General features: G+C 44.4%; 13 protein-coding genes. 6 read left to right on the top strand and 7 right to left on the bottom strand.

What is annotated here, in order from left to right:
• Positions 1 to 248: 248 nt before the first annotated feature.
• From BLS03_RS02215 to pflA, 3 genes are all read right to left on the bottom strand, one after another.
• On the bottom strand, positions 249 to 749 hold the full coding sequence (locus BLS03_RS02215; protein WP_093269057.1) for a YfbU family protein: 501 nt from the start codon (positions 747 to 749) through the stop codon (positions 249 to 251).
• Positions 750 to 874: 125 nt separating this feature from the next.
• Positions 875 to 1,540 (bottom strand): energy-coupling factor ABC transporter permease, encoded by a 666-nt coding sequence (locus BLS03_RS02210; RefSeq protein WP_143015586.1) that lies wholly within the window; start codon positions 1,538 to 1,540, stop codon positions 875 to 877.
• Positions 1,541 to 1,629: 89 nt separating this feature from the next.
• Positions 1,630 to 2,370, bottom strand: coding sequence for a pyruvate formate lyase 1-activating protein (gene pflA, locus BLS03_RS02205; protein ID WP_093269054.1), 741 nt, complete (start codon positions 2,368 to 2,370; stop codon positions 1,630 to 1,632).
• A gap of 227 nt (positions 2,371 to 2,597) precedes the next feature.
• On the opposite strand from pflA, the gene BLS03_RS02200 reads away from it, so the two are divergent.
• Complete coding sequence (locus BLS03_RS02200) at positions 2,598 to 4,478, top strand: methyl-accepting chemotaxis protein (protein ID WP_093269050.1); 1,881 nt, start codon at positions 2,598 to 2,600, stop codon at positions 4,476 to 4,478.
• A gap of 23 nt (positions 4,479 to 4,501) precedes the next feature.
• Here BLS03_RS02200 and BLS03_RS02195 read toward each other — a convergent pair whose 3' ends face one another.
• The 3 genes from BLS03_RS02195 to BLS03_RS02185 all read right to left on the bottom strand — a co-directional run bounded on the left by BLS03_RS02195 (position 4,502) and on the right by BLS03_RS02185 (position 9,856).
• Positions 4,502 to 5,500: a lipid A deacylase LpxR family protein gene (locus BLS03_RS02195; RefSeq protein WP_093269047.1), complete on the bottom strand. Its 999-nt coding sequence runs from the start codon at positions 5,498 to 5,500 to the stop codon at positions 4,502 to 4,504.
• A 177-nt stretch (positions 5,501 to 5,677) separates the two neighbouring features.
• Positions 5,678 to 7,954, bottom strand: coding sequence for a formate C-acetyltransferase (pflB, locus tag BLS03_RS02190; RefSeq protein WP_093269043.1), 2,277 nt, complete (start codon positions 7,952 to 7,954; stop codon positions 5,678 to 5,680).
• Positions 7,955 to 8,308: 354 nt separating this feature from the next.
• Entirely contained in the window at positions 8,309 to 9,856 is a 1,548-nt protein-coding gene (locus tag BLS03_RS02185; RefSeq protein ID WP_093269041.1) for a DUF3360 family protein, read from the bottom strand.
• Positions 9,857 to 10,485: 629 nt separating this feature from the next.
• On the opposite strand from BLS03_RS02185, the gene BLS03_RS02180 reads away from it, so the two are divergent.
• The 4 genes from BLS03_RS02180 to BLS03_RS02165 all read left to right on the top strand — a co-directional run bounded on the left by BLS03_RS02180 (position 10,486) and on the right by BLS03_RS02165 (position 13,698).
• Positions 10,486 to 11,256 carry an ABC transporter ATP-binding protein gene (locus BLS03_RS02180; protein ID WP_093269037.1) on the top strand — a complete coding sequence of 257 codons (771 nt, stop codon included), beginning with the start codon at positions 10,486 to 10,488 and terminating at the stop codon, positions 11,254 to 11,256.
• 169 nt (positions 11,257 to 11,425) lie between these two features.
• The gene (locus tag BLS03_RS02175) at positions 11,426 to 12,196 is read left to right on the top strand and encodes an ABC transporter substrate-binding protein (protein WP_093269034.1); all 771 of its coding nucleotides are present in this window, start codon (positions 11,426 to 11,428) and stop codon (positions 12,194 to 12,196) included.
• Positions 12,197 to 12,273: 77 nt separating this feature from the next.
• Positions 12,274 to 13,014 carry an ABC transporter permease gene (locus BLS03_RS02170; protein WP_093269032.1) on the top strand — a complete coding sequence of 247 codons (741 nt, stop codon included), beginning with the start codon at positions 12,274 to 12,276 and terminating at the stop codon, positions 13,012 to 13,014.
• Positions 13,015 to 13,020: 6 nt separating this feature from the next.
• A complete protein-coding gene (locus BLS03_RS02165; RefSeq protein ID WP_093269029.1) occupies positions 13,021 to 13,698 on the top strand; it encodes an ABC transporter permease in 678 nt (225 codons plus the stop codon).
• 86 nt (positions 13,699 to 13,784) lie between these two features.
• Here BLS03_RS02165 and xthA read toward each other — a convergent pair whose 3' ends face one another.
• Positions 13,785 to 14,591, bottom strand: coding sequence for an exodeoxyribonuclease III (gene xthA / locus BLS03_RS02160; protein ID WP_093269027.1), 807 nt, complete (start codon positions 14,589 to 14,591; stop codon positions 13,785 to 13,787).
• A 180-nt stretch (positions 14,592 to 14,771) separates the two neighbouring features.
• Between xthA and BLS03_RS02155 the strand changes: the two genes are divergently transcribed.
• Positions 14,772 to 16,889, top strand: coding sequence for a methyl-accepting chemotaxis protein (locus tag BLS03_RS02155; RefSeq protein WP_093269024.1), 2,118 nt, complete (start codon positions 14,772 to 14,774; stop codon positions 16,887 to 16,889).
• The last annotated feature ends 9 nt before the right edge of the window (positions 16,890 to 16,898 follow it).

Here is a 16,898-nt window from a genome sequence, read left to right as displayed (position 1 = left end):
CCTTTATATTTAAGACTAGTTGGTTCTATGAATTTTGCTTAAAAAAGATATGTTTATTTACAAAACGTGAAGGGGGTGCCGGATTTTAAATCCGTTCAAAAAAGGAATTTTAGATGGTAGGAGGCGAGTATTTGACCGAATTATCTCGTTGATTTGCGGTAACTGCCAGATTTTTATTTGAAATTTAACAAAAATAAAGCAAAAAAAGACCGCAAAAATTGCGGCCTCTGAGAACATAAAAGCATAATTTATGCGTTAAAAATTTGTCGGAATTCCGCTGGAGACAAATGATATTGACGTGGACAATTGCGCCAACAAACTAGCATACGACGATATTTATCTAGCATAGGTGTTTGGCTATTGAAGTGATGTTCGCCTTTATCAAATTGCGGATACAGACCTTCAGAATCGATCAAAAAGCGTACGTAATGCACCAAATGGGCTTCGGTTGCAATATCGAACCCTAAGAAAGTCAAGCGGCGTTTGTCTACGTCACCTTGGGCATTTTCTGCCAGCATGTTGTAAGACTCTTGCATCGCGTGATACATCTCCATGATGTCGATGATTTCACGGCATTCATCTTCTTTCACACAGCCAAAATCTTTCATGATTTCGCGCATTTGCAGTTCATAACCGCGTTCAACGATATTTTGAAGGCGTTGATATTTTGCTGAATTTTCAGGGTTGAGCTGCGACATTAAAAAATATTGGTTTGATAGGATCAAACGTTGAGCATTGGTCATTTCCATGGTTGCCTCACTATCTAAAATCTAATCAATTCGTTATGAACTTAGAGTAGCCTTAGTCGTCATCGTGAAACATGATCTCACCACATGTTTGCTCGCAAAAATGCCTCGAAATTGAAAATATGTGATTAGTCTTTTTGAGAATGATGGTAAATATAGTCTCGGTCTGAAAAAACTCTCAGCCATTCAGGCTTGAAAACACTCAACATGGCTAATGCCATACCGTTGAGTAATCCTTCCGGGAAAAGCATTAACACTATAAATATCAGATAATTATCATAAATTACTTGCCAGTGATATTGTTCAGTTAAGGATAAGTATGCCGCGCTAATCGCCAAGTGTAAGCTTCCTGTAATTGCGCCATTGATAAACCCACAAACAAAAATAAAAACAAAAATATTACGCGCCAACCATCGATGGCTTGCCATAAAGATGAGATAACTTGTGACAAGCGGAATTAGATTAGAAATCAATAAGTTCGAAGGTTGAAGAGCGGTATGATCGATTCCAAGTAGCGTCAGCATTATGTTGATCGGCAGTGTTAAGACGAAAGCGGTTTTCCAGCCATACATCATAGCGAGTGCCGTTAAAGCGAGAAAATGGATGTCGAGACCAGCCAATATACCAGCTCGTAGCGACCAAAGCAGAGTGATCACAACGAGTACGGCGAGTGTTAGATGTTGGAAACGACGTTCCACAGTAAACTTTGGCCAAAACACACGAGCAAAATCATTTTTTACCCAATATGTGGTGACGACAATTAAAATTGCAGCGATAAAAATTTCAATAATCAAAGGCGCGACTCAAAAAAATACCACTCTTATAAGAGTGGTATTTTTTTATCGCAGAGCCGCCATTTTTATCAATAATGTGACCCCAAATATTAATATTTTACATTCGAATGATACTGCTCTAAGACGGCGACAATCTTATTCATAGTCTCTTTTGATGGTGGTTCGACGCCTTCCAGTGGGTATTCAAGACCGAGTGCTTCCCATTTGTGAGCGCCGAGTTTGTGATAGGGAAGTAGCTCAATTTTCTCGATATTTTTCATATCTTTAATGAAGTCACCAAGTAAATGAGCAGACGCTTCGTCATCGGTATAACCAGGGACAATGACGTATCGAATCCAAGTTGTTTGACCGATTTTGGCTAAATAACGGGCAAAATCCAGAGTACGACGATTGGAAACTCCGATTAATTGCTGGTGGACTTCATCGTTCATATGCTTGAGATCCAACATGACAAGATCGGTGGCATCAAGCACTTCATCAATCACTTCAGTGTGTTTACGAATATAGCCGTTGGTATCTAAGCAGGTATGCATCCCTTCAGCTTGCGCTGCCCTGAAAAAATCGCGCACAAATTCTGGTTGTAGCATGGCTTCACCGCCGGAGCAGGTCACGCCGCCACCCGACGCTTTCATAAAATGACGATAGCTTTTTGCTTCGTTGATGATTTCGTCAACGGTAATTTCTTTACCATCATGGGTATCCCAAGTATCGCGATTATGGCAATACATACAGCGCATTAGACACCCTTGCATAAACACGATAAAGCGAATTCCGGGTCCATCGACTGTTCCGCACGACTCAAAGGAATGGATACGACCAGTTGTTGACATGAGCTCATCTCTTATTGGAAATTTTAACTGGTATTTTATTATAAATTGTAAGGATTAAATAGCATTTCTCGGTTCATTGATAAGAAAATTGCTGTTGAAAATATCAACATATTCACGAATTGTGTGATATAAAATCGCAATAATTACTACAAAAGCACTACACAAGAATAAATTTTTTAAGACAGGAAGTACTAGAAGTTCATCTATATGATGATTAAGGATTTTTCATGCATATGCTTGCTTTGTCCCAGAGACAAAAGATGGGGTTATTCCTCGTTATTCTTACCTTGGGATTTGTTGTACTGGCGTTGTTTACGTCTTCACGTTTAAACGGCATGAGTCAGCAATACCAGCGAAGTTCGGAGGTTGCACAAGGGTCGGTATCTATATTGCAATTACAAAGCGATATTCTGACTTTAGCCAGTGAACTCAAATCAATGAGCAACAGTGATGTTGCGAATGCAAAACAGAGCTTAGAACAGATTACTGACAATGTGGGTAACGACACTGCGTTTTTAAGCGAAGTAGGGCTAGGGGATTCGGCGACGCAGCTAAGCGACAGTGTCTCGCAGTACCAGCAAGCGGTGTTGCCTTGGTTTGACCTCAAAGGAGAACTTGGCTTCTCAGTTGAAGAAGGCAAACTTGGTGAATTGAAGTCTTTGGCTTCGATCATCGAGAACAAAATCAATGAAACGGGCATGGTGACGATAAACTCCGATTTCCAAGCCATGATCAAAGCGCAGCAAAATTACTTGCTCCAACCTAGTGATAACAATCTCAAACTCTTTAATCGCGCCTTAGGTACTTTCGTCAACATGTCGAACAGTTACGCCATGCTGGATCTGTATCAAAAGGAAGTCGACCAATTTAAACAAACCTTTTTACGAGTCAATGAGTTATCTGAGCAAGTTAAACAAGCAGAAAGCACTTTGTTAGCCACTGAAGAGCGCATGAAAGAAGTGGTTTCAGGGGTTGGTGAACAGCTCAAGAGCATGAGCCAAACCTATCGCGAAACCGCCAATGCAGATGCCAGCCAAACCGTGTGGTCTGTTTTGCTGGCGTGCGGCATTTTGGCGCTTTTTTCGATTGCTTCTTTCATTGTTATCGGTATCACTCAAACTCGTTCTCTCAATCAAACCACTCAGGTCATGAAAGCCGTCTCGATTGGTGATTTGTCACAGCGTATGACTGTCGGCGACAACAATAAAGATGAATTTACCCAATTGGCGCAGACTATTAACGCCAGCTGTGAAAATCTCGGCGCATTGGTCCATGAAGTGCAAGATAGTTCCCATGCGTTATCGGCAAATGCGTCTGAATTGAATGAAGGATTGGATCGACTCGCATTCAGCCAATCAGAAGTGCTTGGACAAACACAATTGCTCGCGTCGGCCACAGAAGAGGTAAGTGCAACCACGCAAGAGGTCTCTAACTCACTGGAATTTGTTGCGGAAGTCAGTCGTGCATCGACTCAAGCCGCGGCTGAGGGCTCCAAAATCATTGGTTCGGCAATTCAGTCGATTGAAGACATTGGGCATATTCTCGAGTCGGCGTCGCAGCATATTACGCAGTTAGAACAGGCGTCGAGTAAAATCGATACCGTGATGGACATTATCAATAGCATTGCGGAACAAACTAATTTGCTGGCGCTCAATGCGGCCATTGAAGCGGCGCGCGCAGGGGAGCAAGGTCGCGGGTTTGCTGTGGTGGCGGATGAAGTTCGTAGCCTCGCGGTGCGCACGGTGACAGCGGTTGAAGATATTTCCGGCACGATTGAGAAGATGAAGCACGAGAGCGCAGAAGTGATTCAATATATCGGTCAGTCGGAAAAGTCGATGGAAATGGGGCGCGAACGTGGCCACAGCGCGATGCAAGCCATGACCCAGATTACCGAAAAAGCCGATGATGCGGCGCAAAAAACCGAAGTAATCTTTGACTCAATCAAAGAGCTTGCTACAACCAGCCAGTCGATGGCGGACAACATGACGCAAATTTCTGCGGCAATGCAAGAGTTGGAAGAAAACAACGGACAGCTAAAAAACATCAGTGAGTTAGTCAATCAGCGCTCTACCAGCTTAAGTCAAGATTGCCAGAAATTTACCGTGTAGCCTTGAATAGCTAATACGAACGACTAGAAAAACGCAAACAATGACAGGCCGCCAGTACCGTAGATATCGGTGGTGGCCTGTTTATAATCTGCGGTTTTTATCGTAGTCGTAAAGCTGGCGCCAAAGTGTTGATTGTACCAAGCAACACCAAGTACGGCACTGGCCTGTAAATGCTCAAGGTCAACATCGTACACGGTTGGATCGCTAATCGCTGGGTTATTCTCAATCGCTGGGCGATGCCCTTCGATGGTCATATCATTGAAGCGGTAACGTGCTTCAATGCCGCTAAAGACAAACCAAGCGTGTTTGGAATTGCCAATCATACCGGCTTGAAACGGATGTTCATTACTGATGTTGGCCGCGCCCATATTGTGGTCCAAATCGGTTCCCCAGCGAAACATCACACCGGTTGCGACGTCGCTGCGAAAATTCCCTGCATTGATCTCTGATACATTTGAAACTTCCCACTCTGAATTGAGTGTCATTTGTCCACGCTTTAAGTTTTGGTGATTTAAATAGCCAAGACTCCCCGCGACTTTACTTTCAATTTGGTAATCCCAACCATTCGGGTCATCGGAACCTGTGATGCCGTGAACCAGTTTTTGCGCTTTGTCCGCCAGTGAATGTTTGCCAGTCATCCCTAGGGTTAAATTGAACTTTTGAACGCGCTCTGTGGTTAGGCTGAGATAGTTGAGTTCGCCATGGAAGTAGCCCGCATAAGGGCGATCATTGGCGCTTGGCGCGTCAATTTCAATATCGGAAGGCGTCCAGATTTTGTGGGCTAATGTCAGTTGCCATTTATCTATCGAGCTGTGCTCGGCATCGGAAAGGCTAAGCATCGATAGCCAAGAGGGCGGTGTGATTTGCGCTGAGGTGTAATTGAGAAATAGGCCATTGGTGTAATCTTGGTCGACGCCATAGATACCGTCATTGTCTAAGGAAAAAGCTACGGTGCTTTGGGTTGAAGCGAAAACCGAAGAGCCAGATAGCAAAAGCAGCGGTAACAAATGGCGTGTATGCATGAACAATCATCAAGTTGGCAAAAGACGTCTCATAGTAAACCATTTGCAAACCGATAAAGTGAGATTTTGACCGATAAAATTGATGCTTTTGACTTAAGTGGTCATGAGGAAAACCTGACAGCAAGGCAAAACAAAAAGCCCCGCACTGGGCGGGGCTTTGAAACTTAGCAGTGAATCTTATAGAGATTCAGTGAAAGTACGTGCGATAACGTCTTGTTGCTGCTCTGTAGTCAGAGAGTTGAAGCGAACAGCGTAACCTGATACACGGATAGTCAATTGAGGGTATTTCTCTGGGTGCTCAACTGCATCTAGTAGTGTTTCGCGGTTTAGAACGTTCACATTCAAGTGTTGACCACCTTCAATACCAGACTCGTGGTGGAAGTAACCATCCATTAGGCCAGCAAGGTTTGAACGTTGGCTATCTTCTTCTTTACCTAGTGCGTTAGGTACGATAGAGAAGGTGTAAGAGATACCATCTTGAGCGTCAGCAAATGGTAGTTTACCTACTGAAGTCAATGATGCTACTGCACCTTTCTCATCGCGGCCGTGCATTGGGTTGGCACCTGGTGCGAATGGAGAGCCTGCGCGACGACCGTCAGGTGTGTTACCTGTTTTCTTACCATATACCACGTTAGAAGTGATAGTTAGGATAGATTGAGTCGGAATCGCGTTGCGGTAAGTTTTCAGCTCACGAATCTTGTTCATAAATGTAGTCACAAGTTCACATGCGATGTCATCAACGCGTGGGTCGTTGTTACCAAATTTAGGGAAATCGCCTTCGATTTCGAAGTCAATTGCTAGACCGTCTTCGTCACGAACTGGTTTCACTTTCGCGTATTTAATTGCAGATAGAGAGTCAGCTGCAACAGATAGACCAGCGATACCACAAGCCATTGTACGTTTCACATCACGGTCGTGTAGAGCCATTAGAGACGCTTCGTAGCTGTATTTGTCATGCATGAAGTGGATAGAGTTCAACGCTGTCACGTATTGTTTTGCTAACCAATCCATGAAGTGGTCCATTTTTTCCCACAACTCGTCGTAATCTAGGTATTCACCAGCGATTTTGTCCATTTTTGGACCGACTTGGATTTTCAGTTTCTCATCCACACCACCGTTGATGGTGTAAAGCATGGTTTTCGCCAAGTTTGCACGAGCACCGAAGAACTGCATTTGTTTACCAACGACCATTGGTGATACACAACATGCGATAGCGTAGTCGTCAGAGTTCATGTCTGGACGCATTAGGTCATCGTTTTCATACTGGATAGATGAAGTATCGATAGACACTTTTGCACAGAAGCGTTTGAAGCCTTCAGGTAGTTTCTCAGACCAAAGAACAGTGATGTTTGGCTCTGGAGAAGGACCCATAGTGTATAGGCTGTTTAGGAAACGGAAGTTAGTACGAGTAACTAGCGTACGTCCGTCAAGACCCATACCACCCATTGATTCTGTTGCCCAGATTGGGTCGCCAGAGAACAACTCATCGTATTCAGGAGTACGTAGGAAACGAACCATACGTAGTTTCATTACGAAGTGGTCGATCATTTCTTGAGCTTGGTCTTCAGTCAGTTTACCTGCTGCGATATCACGCTCAATGAAGATGTCTAGGAAAGTCGAAGTACGACCTAGAGACATTGCTGCGCCGTTTTGAGATTTAACTGCTGCTAGGTAGCCGAAGTAAGTCCATTGGATTGCTTCTTGCGCTGTTTCTGCAGGACGAGAGATGTCACAACCGTATTTTGCTGCCATCTCTTTGATTTGGCCTAGAGCACGGTGTTGTTCTGCAATTTCTTCACGAAGTTGCATAGTCATTTGTAGATCTTCGCCGTTTTCGAATTTCTCTTGTAGAGAAGTGAATTGTGCGAATTTGTCTTTCATCAGGAAGTCGATACCGTAAAGCGCGATACGACGGTAGTCACCGATGATACGGCCACGACCGTAAGCATCTGGAAGACCAGTTAGAACGCCTGATTTACGACATTTCATGATGTCAGGAGTGTAGATATCGAAAACACCTTGGTTGTGTGTTTTACGGTATTCAGTGTAGATTTTTGACACCATCGGGTCGAGTTCACGGTCATAGGCTTTACAAGAACCTTCAACCATACGGATACCACCGTTAGGGATGATAGCGCGTTTTAGAGGCGCTTCAGTTTGTAGACCAACGATAGTTTCAAGATCTTTGTTGATGTAACCTGCATCGTGAGCAGTGATGGTAGAAATAACAGAAGTATCGAAGTCAACAGGTGCGTGAGTCGCGTTTTCCTGTTTGATACCTTCCATTACTTTAGCCCAAAGCGTGTTGGTCGCTTCAGTACCTTCAGAAACTAGGAAAGATTCGTCACCTTCATAAGGTGTATAGTTTTTTTGAATGAAATCACGAACGTTGACTTCGTTTTGCCAATCACCTGCAGCAAAACCTTCCCAAGCTTTAGCAAATTGCTCTGCCATGACATACCTACCTTTTTAGTAGAAAAAACCCGTACTGATACACTGTTGAGCCAGTGCCTCTAATCAAATAGAGCCAGTACACTCTGTATAAATAACAATATATATAGCTTCAAATCTCGTCCCTAAAACTATAGATGCTGTTACTCGGAAATTACTGTCTAGATTGTAGGAATCCTCTTCCTTACCTCTTAAGTTAGACTAAAAAAAAATTACAAACCTTAAACTAAATCAATAAAAACTAAAAAAACGCGTAATCTCGAACAAAAAGTAATCATTCAGTTAAAAAAATTGCTTTTCAAAAATTGGGCTTAAAAAAAAGGGTAGCGACGTGCGCTACCCAATCGGATTTATCTTTTACAGCCAAGCTTTTAAGCCGTATTGCGCTTCTAGCATACCGACCGCTAGCATCGCAACGAGACAGATAATAAAGACAGTCACTGGGATAATGATCTTATCCATGAATGACAAGCGAGCCGCGCGTTCTTTATCACCAATTAAGCCATTGTTGTCTAGGAACATGGTCAGAGCCCAAGCGAGTACCGGGTTGGCAACAATCGATGCGAAGATACAAATGCCCGCAGCTTGTGAATCTTTAGTATCACGAACCATTTGCATACCCGCTTCAAGTAGAGGTAGTGATACGCCAACAAGAAGTGCAACACGCATTACTGGTGGCCAAACCGCAACGTCCATTGGAAAACCAAGAATTGCAACAATAATACACAGCGAACCTAACAGGATGGCACCAGCCGGAATAGGGCGCTTAGCAATCGCCGCAGGGATCATGTAAGTTCCCCAAGATGACGTGATGTTACCACCACCGACCGCGGTACCGACCATTTGACGAACCGAACACATGGTCATAGTGTCATCAACGTCCATCAATACTTTGTCGGTCTTCTTCGGATAGTTCATCTCTTGGAAGATGCGGTGACCTAGGAAGTCAGGTGACCACATTGCAACCGCAAGAATGGCGAACGGAAGTGATGCAATGAAGTGCTCAACATTCGGTAGTCCCAACATCCAACCTTGTTCTGTGCTACCCCACCAGTAAACTGGGTTAAGATTTGGCAAGCCTGTTTTGGTGGTAAATACGATGTCGAAACCCGCGCCCAGTAACAGGGCAATCGCGAGACCGGTAAATGCACAAACAGGGATGGCTAGCCAACGCATGTTAATTTTTGCAAGGAAAGCGTAGATACCGACAGTGATACCAAGCACGACTAAACCAACATAACCCATGCTACCCGCAGCGACATCGGCAGACTGAAGGCCAACGGCCCATGCCTGAATAGAGTTGATTTGGCTGATGGTACCGGTTAAGCCTAAGAAAATAAGCAAACCGCCTGCGGTACCTTCGGAAGTGAGGTTGACGAGTTTCGAGCCGCCTTTAAAGAAGGAAAGTAAAAGGCCGAAAATACCGATCAAAATAGCGAGAGCGAGAGGGTGAGCACCGGCAAGAGCGATGGTACCGATCAAAGGAATCATCGGGCCGTGGTTACCAGCAAGGTTTGCTTTCGGGTTGAATACGCCGGAGGCTAAAATACAAAATAGCAGTGCAGGAATTAACATTTCCACACGTGCCACTTCGATGGCGAACTCTTTGGTTAGGTGTACATGGTCCCATGCCTGAGTTAAACCATCAGCCCATGACATCATTACCGCAGAGTACATCGCGATGATGCCTATGGTTCCAGCAAGTGCAGGAACTAGGTCTTCCAGTTCAAAACGGAAATCACGACCAGGAAGGTTTAGGCCAAAACGGCGTGGTTTCATTATTTGGAGCTCGTGATCCAGATAATCTGATCGACTAGCAAACTCGGAAGCTGGGCGGTGGAGTTCGCTGTAGCTTTTTGTTTCGATATCCGAATCAGAGTGCGGTTTATTGACTGCGTCTGACATAGATTCCCTCTTATTACACAAAGTGGTTCATGCTTGTGGGTAATGGTTTGTATTAAAAATCCACCGCCCGTTATGGTTTATTCTGCAAGCTGCAGAGGCGAAGTTTGTCTTCTGGCACGTATTCGTTGAGCTCAATTTAAAAGTTTGAGGTCAAAGCAAATCTCGCTTTAAAGACACTGTTCTATAGTGGCGAGTTTATCTTGGCTACCCTTTAGGGTGATTGATTTAGATCACTTTAAGTTTGAATGTGAAATAAAACTACAAACTAAGCCATAACTTGCCACCTTCCTGATATTTAAGATGAAATATTCTTTCAATCCGTGATATTTCCTAGATTATTACCGCGATTAATCTGCAACCTGTATAGATAACGCATTGAATAATTGAACTGGATCTTGTTTCCAGCATAATCTGAAAAAGTGAACATTAATTGGAAAAGTGGGCTTTTTATTAAATATGCACCGATGTTAGAATATTCCGCTGATTTGTGATTTTTTAATCGCATTATGTGACTGATTATTTTTCAGTTTTAGGTTAATAATTTGTTGCATGTCGTTTTTGGTAGTGATAGTTTGATTAGCAGTTTGGGACTGGACGCCAAGCCATATCTACATAGGGAGCACTAGCGCATGAATGATGTACCCGCGCTGAACATCAAAGAACTACATAAAACCTTTGGCCAAAATGAAGTGCTAAAGGGCATCTCTTTAGAAGCGCACAAAGGCGACGTAATTTCTATCATTGGTTCTTCCGGTTCAGGAAAGAGCACCTTTCTTCGTTGTATCAACTTACTTGAAACGCCGTCTGCAGGTGACATTTGGGTCAATGGTGAATTGATTGAAATGAAGCGTAACCGCCAAGGTGTGTCAGTGCCTGCCAGTGATAAACAAGTTCAAAGAATTCGTTCTCGTCTCGCTATGGTATTCCAGGGGTTTAACCTTTGGTCACACATGACGGTACTTGAAAACGTTATTGAAGCTCCGGTTCATGTCCTTGGTGTACCTAAACAGCAAGCGATTGAAAAAGCAGAGCAATTATTGAATAAAGTCGGCTTATATGAGCGTAAAGATTACTACCCAGGCCACCTTTCGGGCGGTCAGCAGCAACGCGCAGCCATTGCTAGGGCGCTGGCTGTCGACCCTGAAGTGATGCTGTTTGATGAACCGACTTCCGCGCTTGACCCAGAGTTAGTCGGTGAAGTGCTTGGCGTAATGCGCGATTTGGCCGAAGAAGGGCGCACTATGTTAGTAGTAACGCACGAAATGGCGTTTGCTCGCGATGTCTCTAACCATGTGATGTTTTTGCATCAAGGTAAAGTGGAAGAGCAGGGCGACCCAAAAACGTTATTCTCACAGCCAAAATCCGAGCGTCTAAAACAGTTTATTTCGTCGATTTACTAATGGCATTTGGCGCATATAAAGCGCTAAAAACGGCTATCTGCTGCAGGTAAGCCGAATCAATATCGAATAACAATCCAGATTTGCAGTTAGCTCAAATGACTGTGAACAGATAAGTTCTATTAAACACAACACAAACAAAACAAAAAAATACAATCACAGGAGTATGGAAATGAAAAAGTGGTTAGTTGTTGCAGCTTTAGCTGCTACCGCAGCGACAGGTATGGCTCAAGCTAAAGACTGGAAAACAGTTCGCTTTGGTATTGAAGGCGCTTATCCTCCGTTTAGCTGGACAGAAGCGGATGGCTCACTGAAAGGGTTTGATGTGGATATGGCCAACGCTTTGTGTAAGCAAATGGAAGTGACGTGTAAAATCGTACCGCAAGACTGGGACGGTATCATTCCTTCGCTGTTGGCACGTAAATACGACGCGATCATCGCGGCAATGTCGATTACCGAAGAACGTAAAAAGAAAGTCGATTTCACTAACAAATATGCGCAAATTCCAAATAAATTCATCGCTAAAAAAGGCGCCGGTCTAGATTTCAGCAATCTTGATGGCGTGAAAATTGGTGTACAACGCGCGACTACCCACGATAAATACCTAACTGACAACTACGGCGATAAAGTCGACATCGTGCGCTACGGTTCATTTGATGATGCGTACCTAGATCTTGCTAACGGTCGTATCGCAGCAGTTCTTGGTGATGCGTCTGCGCTTGAAGAAGGTGTTATCAATAAAGATGGCGGCGATAAGTACGAGTTCGTCGGTCCATCACTGACGGATCCAAAATGGTTTGGTGACGGCATGGGCATTGCCGTTCGTAAACAAGATAAAGACTTAACCGCTAAATTGAACGCAGCGATCCAAGCGCTACGTGACAACGGCGAGTATAAGAAAATCGAAGCCAAATACTTCAATTACGACGTTTACGGCGATTAATCTTCGCCACGCGTAATCTTGCTGGCCACTGAGTTCAGTGGTCAGCGCTTCTTGAGTTTAGTTATTGGAACTCATCTATGCTGAATTTACATGGATATGAAGCCTCTATTTTAAAGGGGGCACTCCTAACGATTGAAGTCGCTGTGTTATCGCTAGTTTTGGCCATGATTTTGGGCATGTTAGGTGCGTTAGCAAAGCTCTCTTCTCACCGTTTTTTACGTTCAATTGCAACCTTGTACACCACTATCATCCGTGGTATTCCCGATTTAGTTCTGATGATGCTGATCTTTTTCGGCGGTCAAATTCTGCTGAATAACAGTTTGTATGCTGTCAATGAGTGGCTGAATAACTGGTTTGCATCAACCGATCCTAACCACGAATGGACTTCTTACTTACCTGATTACATCGACGTTAGTCCGTTTTCAGCAGGGGTTCTGACGATTGGTTTTATCTTTGGCGCTTATATGGCCGAAACGTTTCGCGGCGCGATCATGGCGGTCGATCAGGGCGAAATGGAAGCGGCAAAGGCTTATGGTATGAGCCCGGCATTGTCATTTCGCCGCATTTTATTGCCGCAAATGATTCGTCATGCTCTGCCTGGGTTTGGTAATAACTGGTTGGTATTGCTTAAAACAACAGCGCTTGTTTCGATCATCGGTCTTGAAGATATGGTGCGTATCAGTTCGCTAGCCGCGGGTTCGACCAAAATGCCATTTACTTTCTATATGGCTGTGGCGGTGATCTTTTTGTTCTTTACCAGTGTGTCAACCGGATTACTCAAATTGGTTGAACGCAAATTCTCCATGCACACGAGGTAGAACAAGATGGATTTTTCATTAATAGCTGAAAGCTTTCCGATTTATCTCCACGGTTTGTGGATGACCGTATGGTTGGTGGCATTATCCTTAGTGATTGGTATTTTTGTGGCGATTCCACTGGCGATTGCACGAAACAGCCATAACGCAATATTACGCCTTCCTTGCTGGGCATTTATCTATTTTTTCCGTGGGACGCCACTTCTGGTGCAACTGTATTTGATTTACTACGGAATGGACCAATTTTTTCCAGTCAAAGACACCCTGTGGGAAAATGCTTGGTTTTGCGCTTTAGTCTCGTTTGTTCTCAATACTTCGGCTTATACCGCAGAGATCATTCGCGGCGCAATCAATGGCTTGCCTAAGGGTGAAGTAGAAGCGGCGAAAGCGTATGGCATGAGCTCAACGCAAACTTTGCGTCGTATTGTACTGCCAAGCGCACTGCGCCGCGCACTTCCTGCCTACAGTAATGAAGTGATTTTTATGCTGCATGGCAGCGCCGTGGCGGGCATCATCACCATTATGGATTTGACTGGAGCCGCACGTTTAGTGAACTCGCGTTACTATGCGCCGTTTGAGTCGTTTTTAACCGCAGGTCTTTTCTATATGTGCCTGACATTTATCATTTTGTGGGTGTTTAAGAACGCTGAAAAACGCTTCCTAGCCTATCTAAAACCGCGTAGCTAAGGTTATATACAAAACACAAAAAAAGGGCCGTTTGGCCCTTTTTTATTATCAAAGCATATAAAATATACAACGCCAGAGGCTGATGATTATTTAAATACACTCCAGATTGGCGCGTGATCCGATGGTTTTTCAATGCCTCTGAGCTCGTAGTCTATGCCTGCTTCTTGGCACTTAGCTGCTAGAGAAGGGGTGGCAAGAATCACATCAATGCGCAGTCCGCGGTTGTCATCAAATCCGCGCGAGCGGTAATCAAACCACGAAAATTGATCATCGACCGTTGGATGAAGATTGCGGAACGTATCTTCAAATCCCCAATCAAGCAGCGTCTGCAACCATTCGCGCTCTTCCGGTTGGAATGAACATTTACCGGTTTTTAGCCAGCGTTTACGGTTCACTTCACCAATACCGATATCCAAGTCGATTGGGCTGATATTAATGTCACCCATTACGATCAACTGTTCATCACTACTGTGATGGTCATTCAGATAGCCCATAAGGTCTTGATAGAATTGGCGCTTGTATGGGAATTTGGTTTCGTGGCTGATGTTGTCGCCTTGTGGGAAGTAGCCGTTGAGCACCGTCACTTTATCGCCGTTATCATCTTCAAACGTCGCCATAATCATACGTTTTTGATGGTCTTCGTTATCGGTTGGGAACCCTTTTTGTACGCTGATCGGCGTCTTTTTACACAGCATAGCGACGCCATAATGCGCTTTCTGACCATGGAAGTACACTTCATAGCCCATGGCTTGAACGTCTTCCAAGGGAAACGCCTCATCATGGACTTTGATCTCCTGAAGGCCAATGACATCGGGCTGATGTTTGTCGATCAAAGCTTGAAGCTGATGCAGACGGGCACGTAGTCCGTTGATATTGAAGCTGATTACTTTCATTTTTCGTCCTTTGTTCGGCTGATAGCGAATATTAACATGCGCCGTGGTGAAACTCTAAAATCGAGCGTGTTTTTTGCTGTTGATAATTTGATTACTGACAACAAAAAATTAACTTTTGTTTGATAATTAGACGCATTATGGTGTAATTGTTCTAATTCAGTTTGCGAAAAGGGAAGTAAAATGCGAACTTTGTCTGTTCAATGGAAAATTACTTTATTATCGGGCATTTGCCTGCTTATCACCTCACTCTCGTTGATTGGTTTTTCAGTATATAATGCGGTTTCAAATCAACAAATCATCAAAGCCAGTAGCTCAGAATCAGTAAAAGATAAATCTCAGCAGTTGGTGCAAACCACAGCGTTACTCAACGCAACGGAAATATCTGAGTATCTGAATGAAGCGCTCTATCGCGCCGAAATGCTGGCTGACAGTGCGTCATTCCAGAAAAACAATTCCGAAGAAAATTTTGGCGAGAGCGAAGCGCTGCGTACCGCGCTTAATGACATCGTGCGAAATGCGGTGACCAATTTTGACACCATTCAAGGTGCTTACTTGGTTTTTCGTCAAGACGGCCTTGATAGCGAAGACGCCAATTATGTTAACGCAGCCTACGTGGGTTCGAACGAGACTGGACGTTTCGCGCCATATTGGCAAACGACAGCCGATGGTCAATCGGTCGAAGAGCACGTGTTGAGCGAAAAAGACTTAGCCGATGGTGATAATAGTGAGCGCTTTTATTGTCCTTTGATTCGCAATACTACCTGTGTCAGTACGCCACGTATCGTAGAATCAGGCTCCAACCATTTTTTAACCACTTCTATCTCGGTGCCTATTTTACGTAACCATATCGCGATTGGTTATTTTGGGATCGATCTGCGACTTAATAAACTGGCTGAATTGGCGAGTGAGTCGGATGCCAATTTGTTCGACGGCCAAGGGCGCATGAATATCGTCAGTCTTGATGGTTCGTTGATCGCCAGTGACGATGCCAGTTTGCCAGTAGGCAAGCCATTTGAAAGCCCGAATATCAGTAACGATGATTTGGTGGATCTTCTTTATGGTCAAGAAGTGGTGACGCAATGGAGTGAAAATAATCAGTGGCTGATGGTTTTCGCGCCGATCACTATTGCCAATCAAAGCTGGGGTATTTTATTTGAAATGCCGCGAGCCAGTGTGCTGGCCGATGCGAACACTTTGGATGGTTTGATCAGTGAGCAAGTTTCAAAAGGTGTCGTCACTGAAGTTGTAGCCGGCAGTATTTTTGTCGTTATCGGTTTATTGGTCATCGGCATTATGGCGGTTCGGCTGGTGAAACCTATTAAAGAGGTCGCAAGGCGCCTTGACGATATCGCATCGGGAGAGGGGGATTTAACTCAGCGTTTGGATGTGAAAAGTCACGATGAGATCGGCCAGCTCTCGGCAGGTTTCAATGCATTTCTTGATAAGCTACAAGACATCATTCGCGAAGTGGTTAACAACACGTACTTGGTTGCCACCACCACAGAGCAATCGACGGTAGCCGCCCAGCAAACTCGCCAGAGCAGTGATTCGCAGTTTAAGGAAGTGGACTTAGTTGCTACGGCATCAGAACAGATGACTCAAACGGCAACCTTGGTGGTACAAAATGCCGAAAACGCAGTTCAAGCGGCGCAACAGGCGAACCAATCGGCAATGACGGGTCAGCAGGTCATTGAGTCTTCAGAGGCGCAAATGCGTCGTTTGGTTGAAACCATGGATGCAGCGGTGCCAATTGTTCAAGAACTGGCCAAGAGTAACGCTAATATCACCGATATTTTGCAGGTGATTGAAGAAATTTCCGAGCAAACCAATTTGCTGGCATTGAATGCGGCAATTGAAGCGGCTAGGGCGGGTGAGCAAGGACGTGGATTTGCGGTTGTGGCTGACGAAGTTCGCAATTTGGCCAAGCGTACCCAAGACTCGGTGGGAGAGATTCGCCACGTGATTAATAAAGTTCAAACTGGCACTAACGATGTGGTGACGGTGATTCAGGAAAGTAACCAACTTGCTAATAATTCGGCGTCGCAAGTCAAAGTCGCAGTCGACGAATTGCAGCATGTGTTTTCATCGATAGCATCGATTACTGATATGAACACTCAAATATCGAAAGCAGCAGAAGAGCAGCAATCGGTATCAACCGAAGTGAATACCAGTGTGGCGAATATTCGCGATTTAAGTGCGCAGATTCTCTCGCAGGCAGAAGAATCGGAAACAGTGAGTCAGCAAATCGGTCAATTGTCAGAGAAACAAAAACAGCTAGTGAATCAATTTAAGGTGTAATTGGCTGTA

Origin of the sequence: Vibrio xiamenensis (assembly GCF_900100015.1) — a bacterium.
In the GTDB taxonomy this organism is placed as follows: Bacteria; Pseudomonadota; Gammaproteobacteria; order Enterobacterales; family Vibrionaceae; genus Vibrio; species Vibrio xiamenensis.
Note: the sequence above shows the minus strand (reverse complement) of the source record. Positions and strands in the feature narration are given on the sequence as shown.

What these genes read in the sequence shown, in the direction of transcription:
- BLS03_RS02215 (WP_093269057.1), bottom strand. Translation starts at nt 749, where the DNA reads ATGGAAATGACCAATGCTCAACGTTTGATCCTATCAAACCAATATTTT.
- pflA (WP_093269054.1), bottom strand. Translation starts at nt 2,370, where the DNA reads ATGTCAACAACTGGTCGTATCCATTCCTTTGAGTCGTGCGGAACAGTC.
- BLS03_RS02200 (WP_093269050.1), top strand. Translation starts at nt 2,598, where the DNA reads ATGCATATGCTTGCTTTGTCCCAGAGACAAAAGATGGGGTTATTCCTC.
- BLS03_RS02195 (WP_093269047.1), bottom strand. Translation starts at nt 5,500, where the DNA reads ATGCATACACGCCATTTGTTACCGCTGCTTTTGCTATCTGGCTCTTCG.
- pflB (WP_093269043.1), bottom strand. Translation starts at nt 7,954, where the DNA reads ATGGCAGAGCAATTTGCTAAAGCTTGGGAAGGTTTTGCTGCAGGTGAT.
- BLS03_RS02185 (WP_093269041.1), bottom strand. Translation starts at nt 9,856, where the DNA reads ATGTCAGACGCAGTCAATAAACCGCACTCTGATTCGGATATCGAAACA.
- BLS03_RS02180 (WP_093269037.1), top strand. Translation starts at nt 10,486, where the DNA reads ATGAATGATGTACCCGCGCTGAACATCAAAGAACTACATAAAACCTTT.
- BLS03_RS02175 (WP_093269034.1), top strand. Translation starts at nt 11,426, where the DNA reads ATGAAAAAGTGGTTAGTTGTTGCAGCTTTAGCTGCTACCGCAGCGACA.
- BLS03_RS02170 (WP_093269032.1), top strand. Translation starts at nt 12,274, where the DNA reads ATGCTGAATTTACATGGATATGAAGCCTCTATTTTAAAGGGGGCACTC.
- BLS03_RS02165 (WP_093269029.1), top strand. Translation starts at nt 13,021, where the DNA reads ATGGATTTTTCATTAATAGCTGAAAGCTTTCCGATTTATCTCCACGGT.
- xthA (WP_093269027.1), bottom strand. Translation starts at nt 14,591, where the DNA reads ATGAAAGTAATCAGCTTCAATATCAACGGACTACGTGCCCGTCTGCAT.
- BLS03_RS02155 (WP_093269024.1), top strand. Translation starts at nt 14,772, where the DNA reads ATGCGAACTTTGTCTGTTCAATGGAAAATTACTTTATTATCGGGCATT.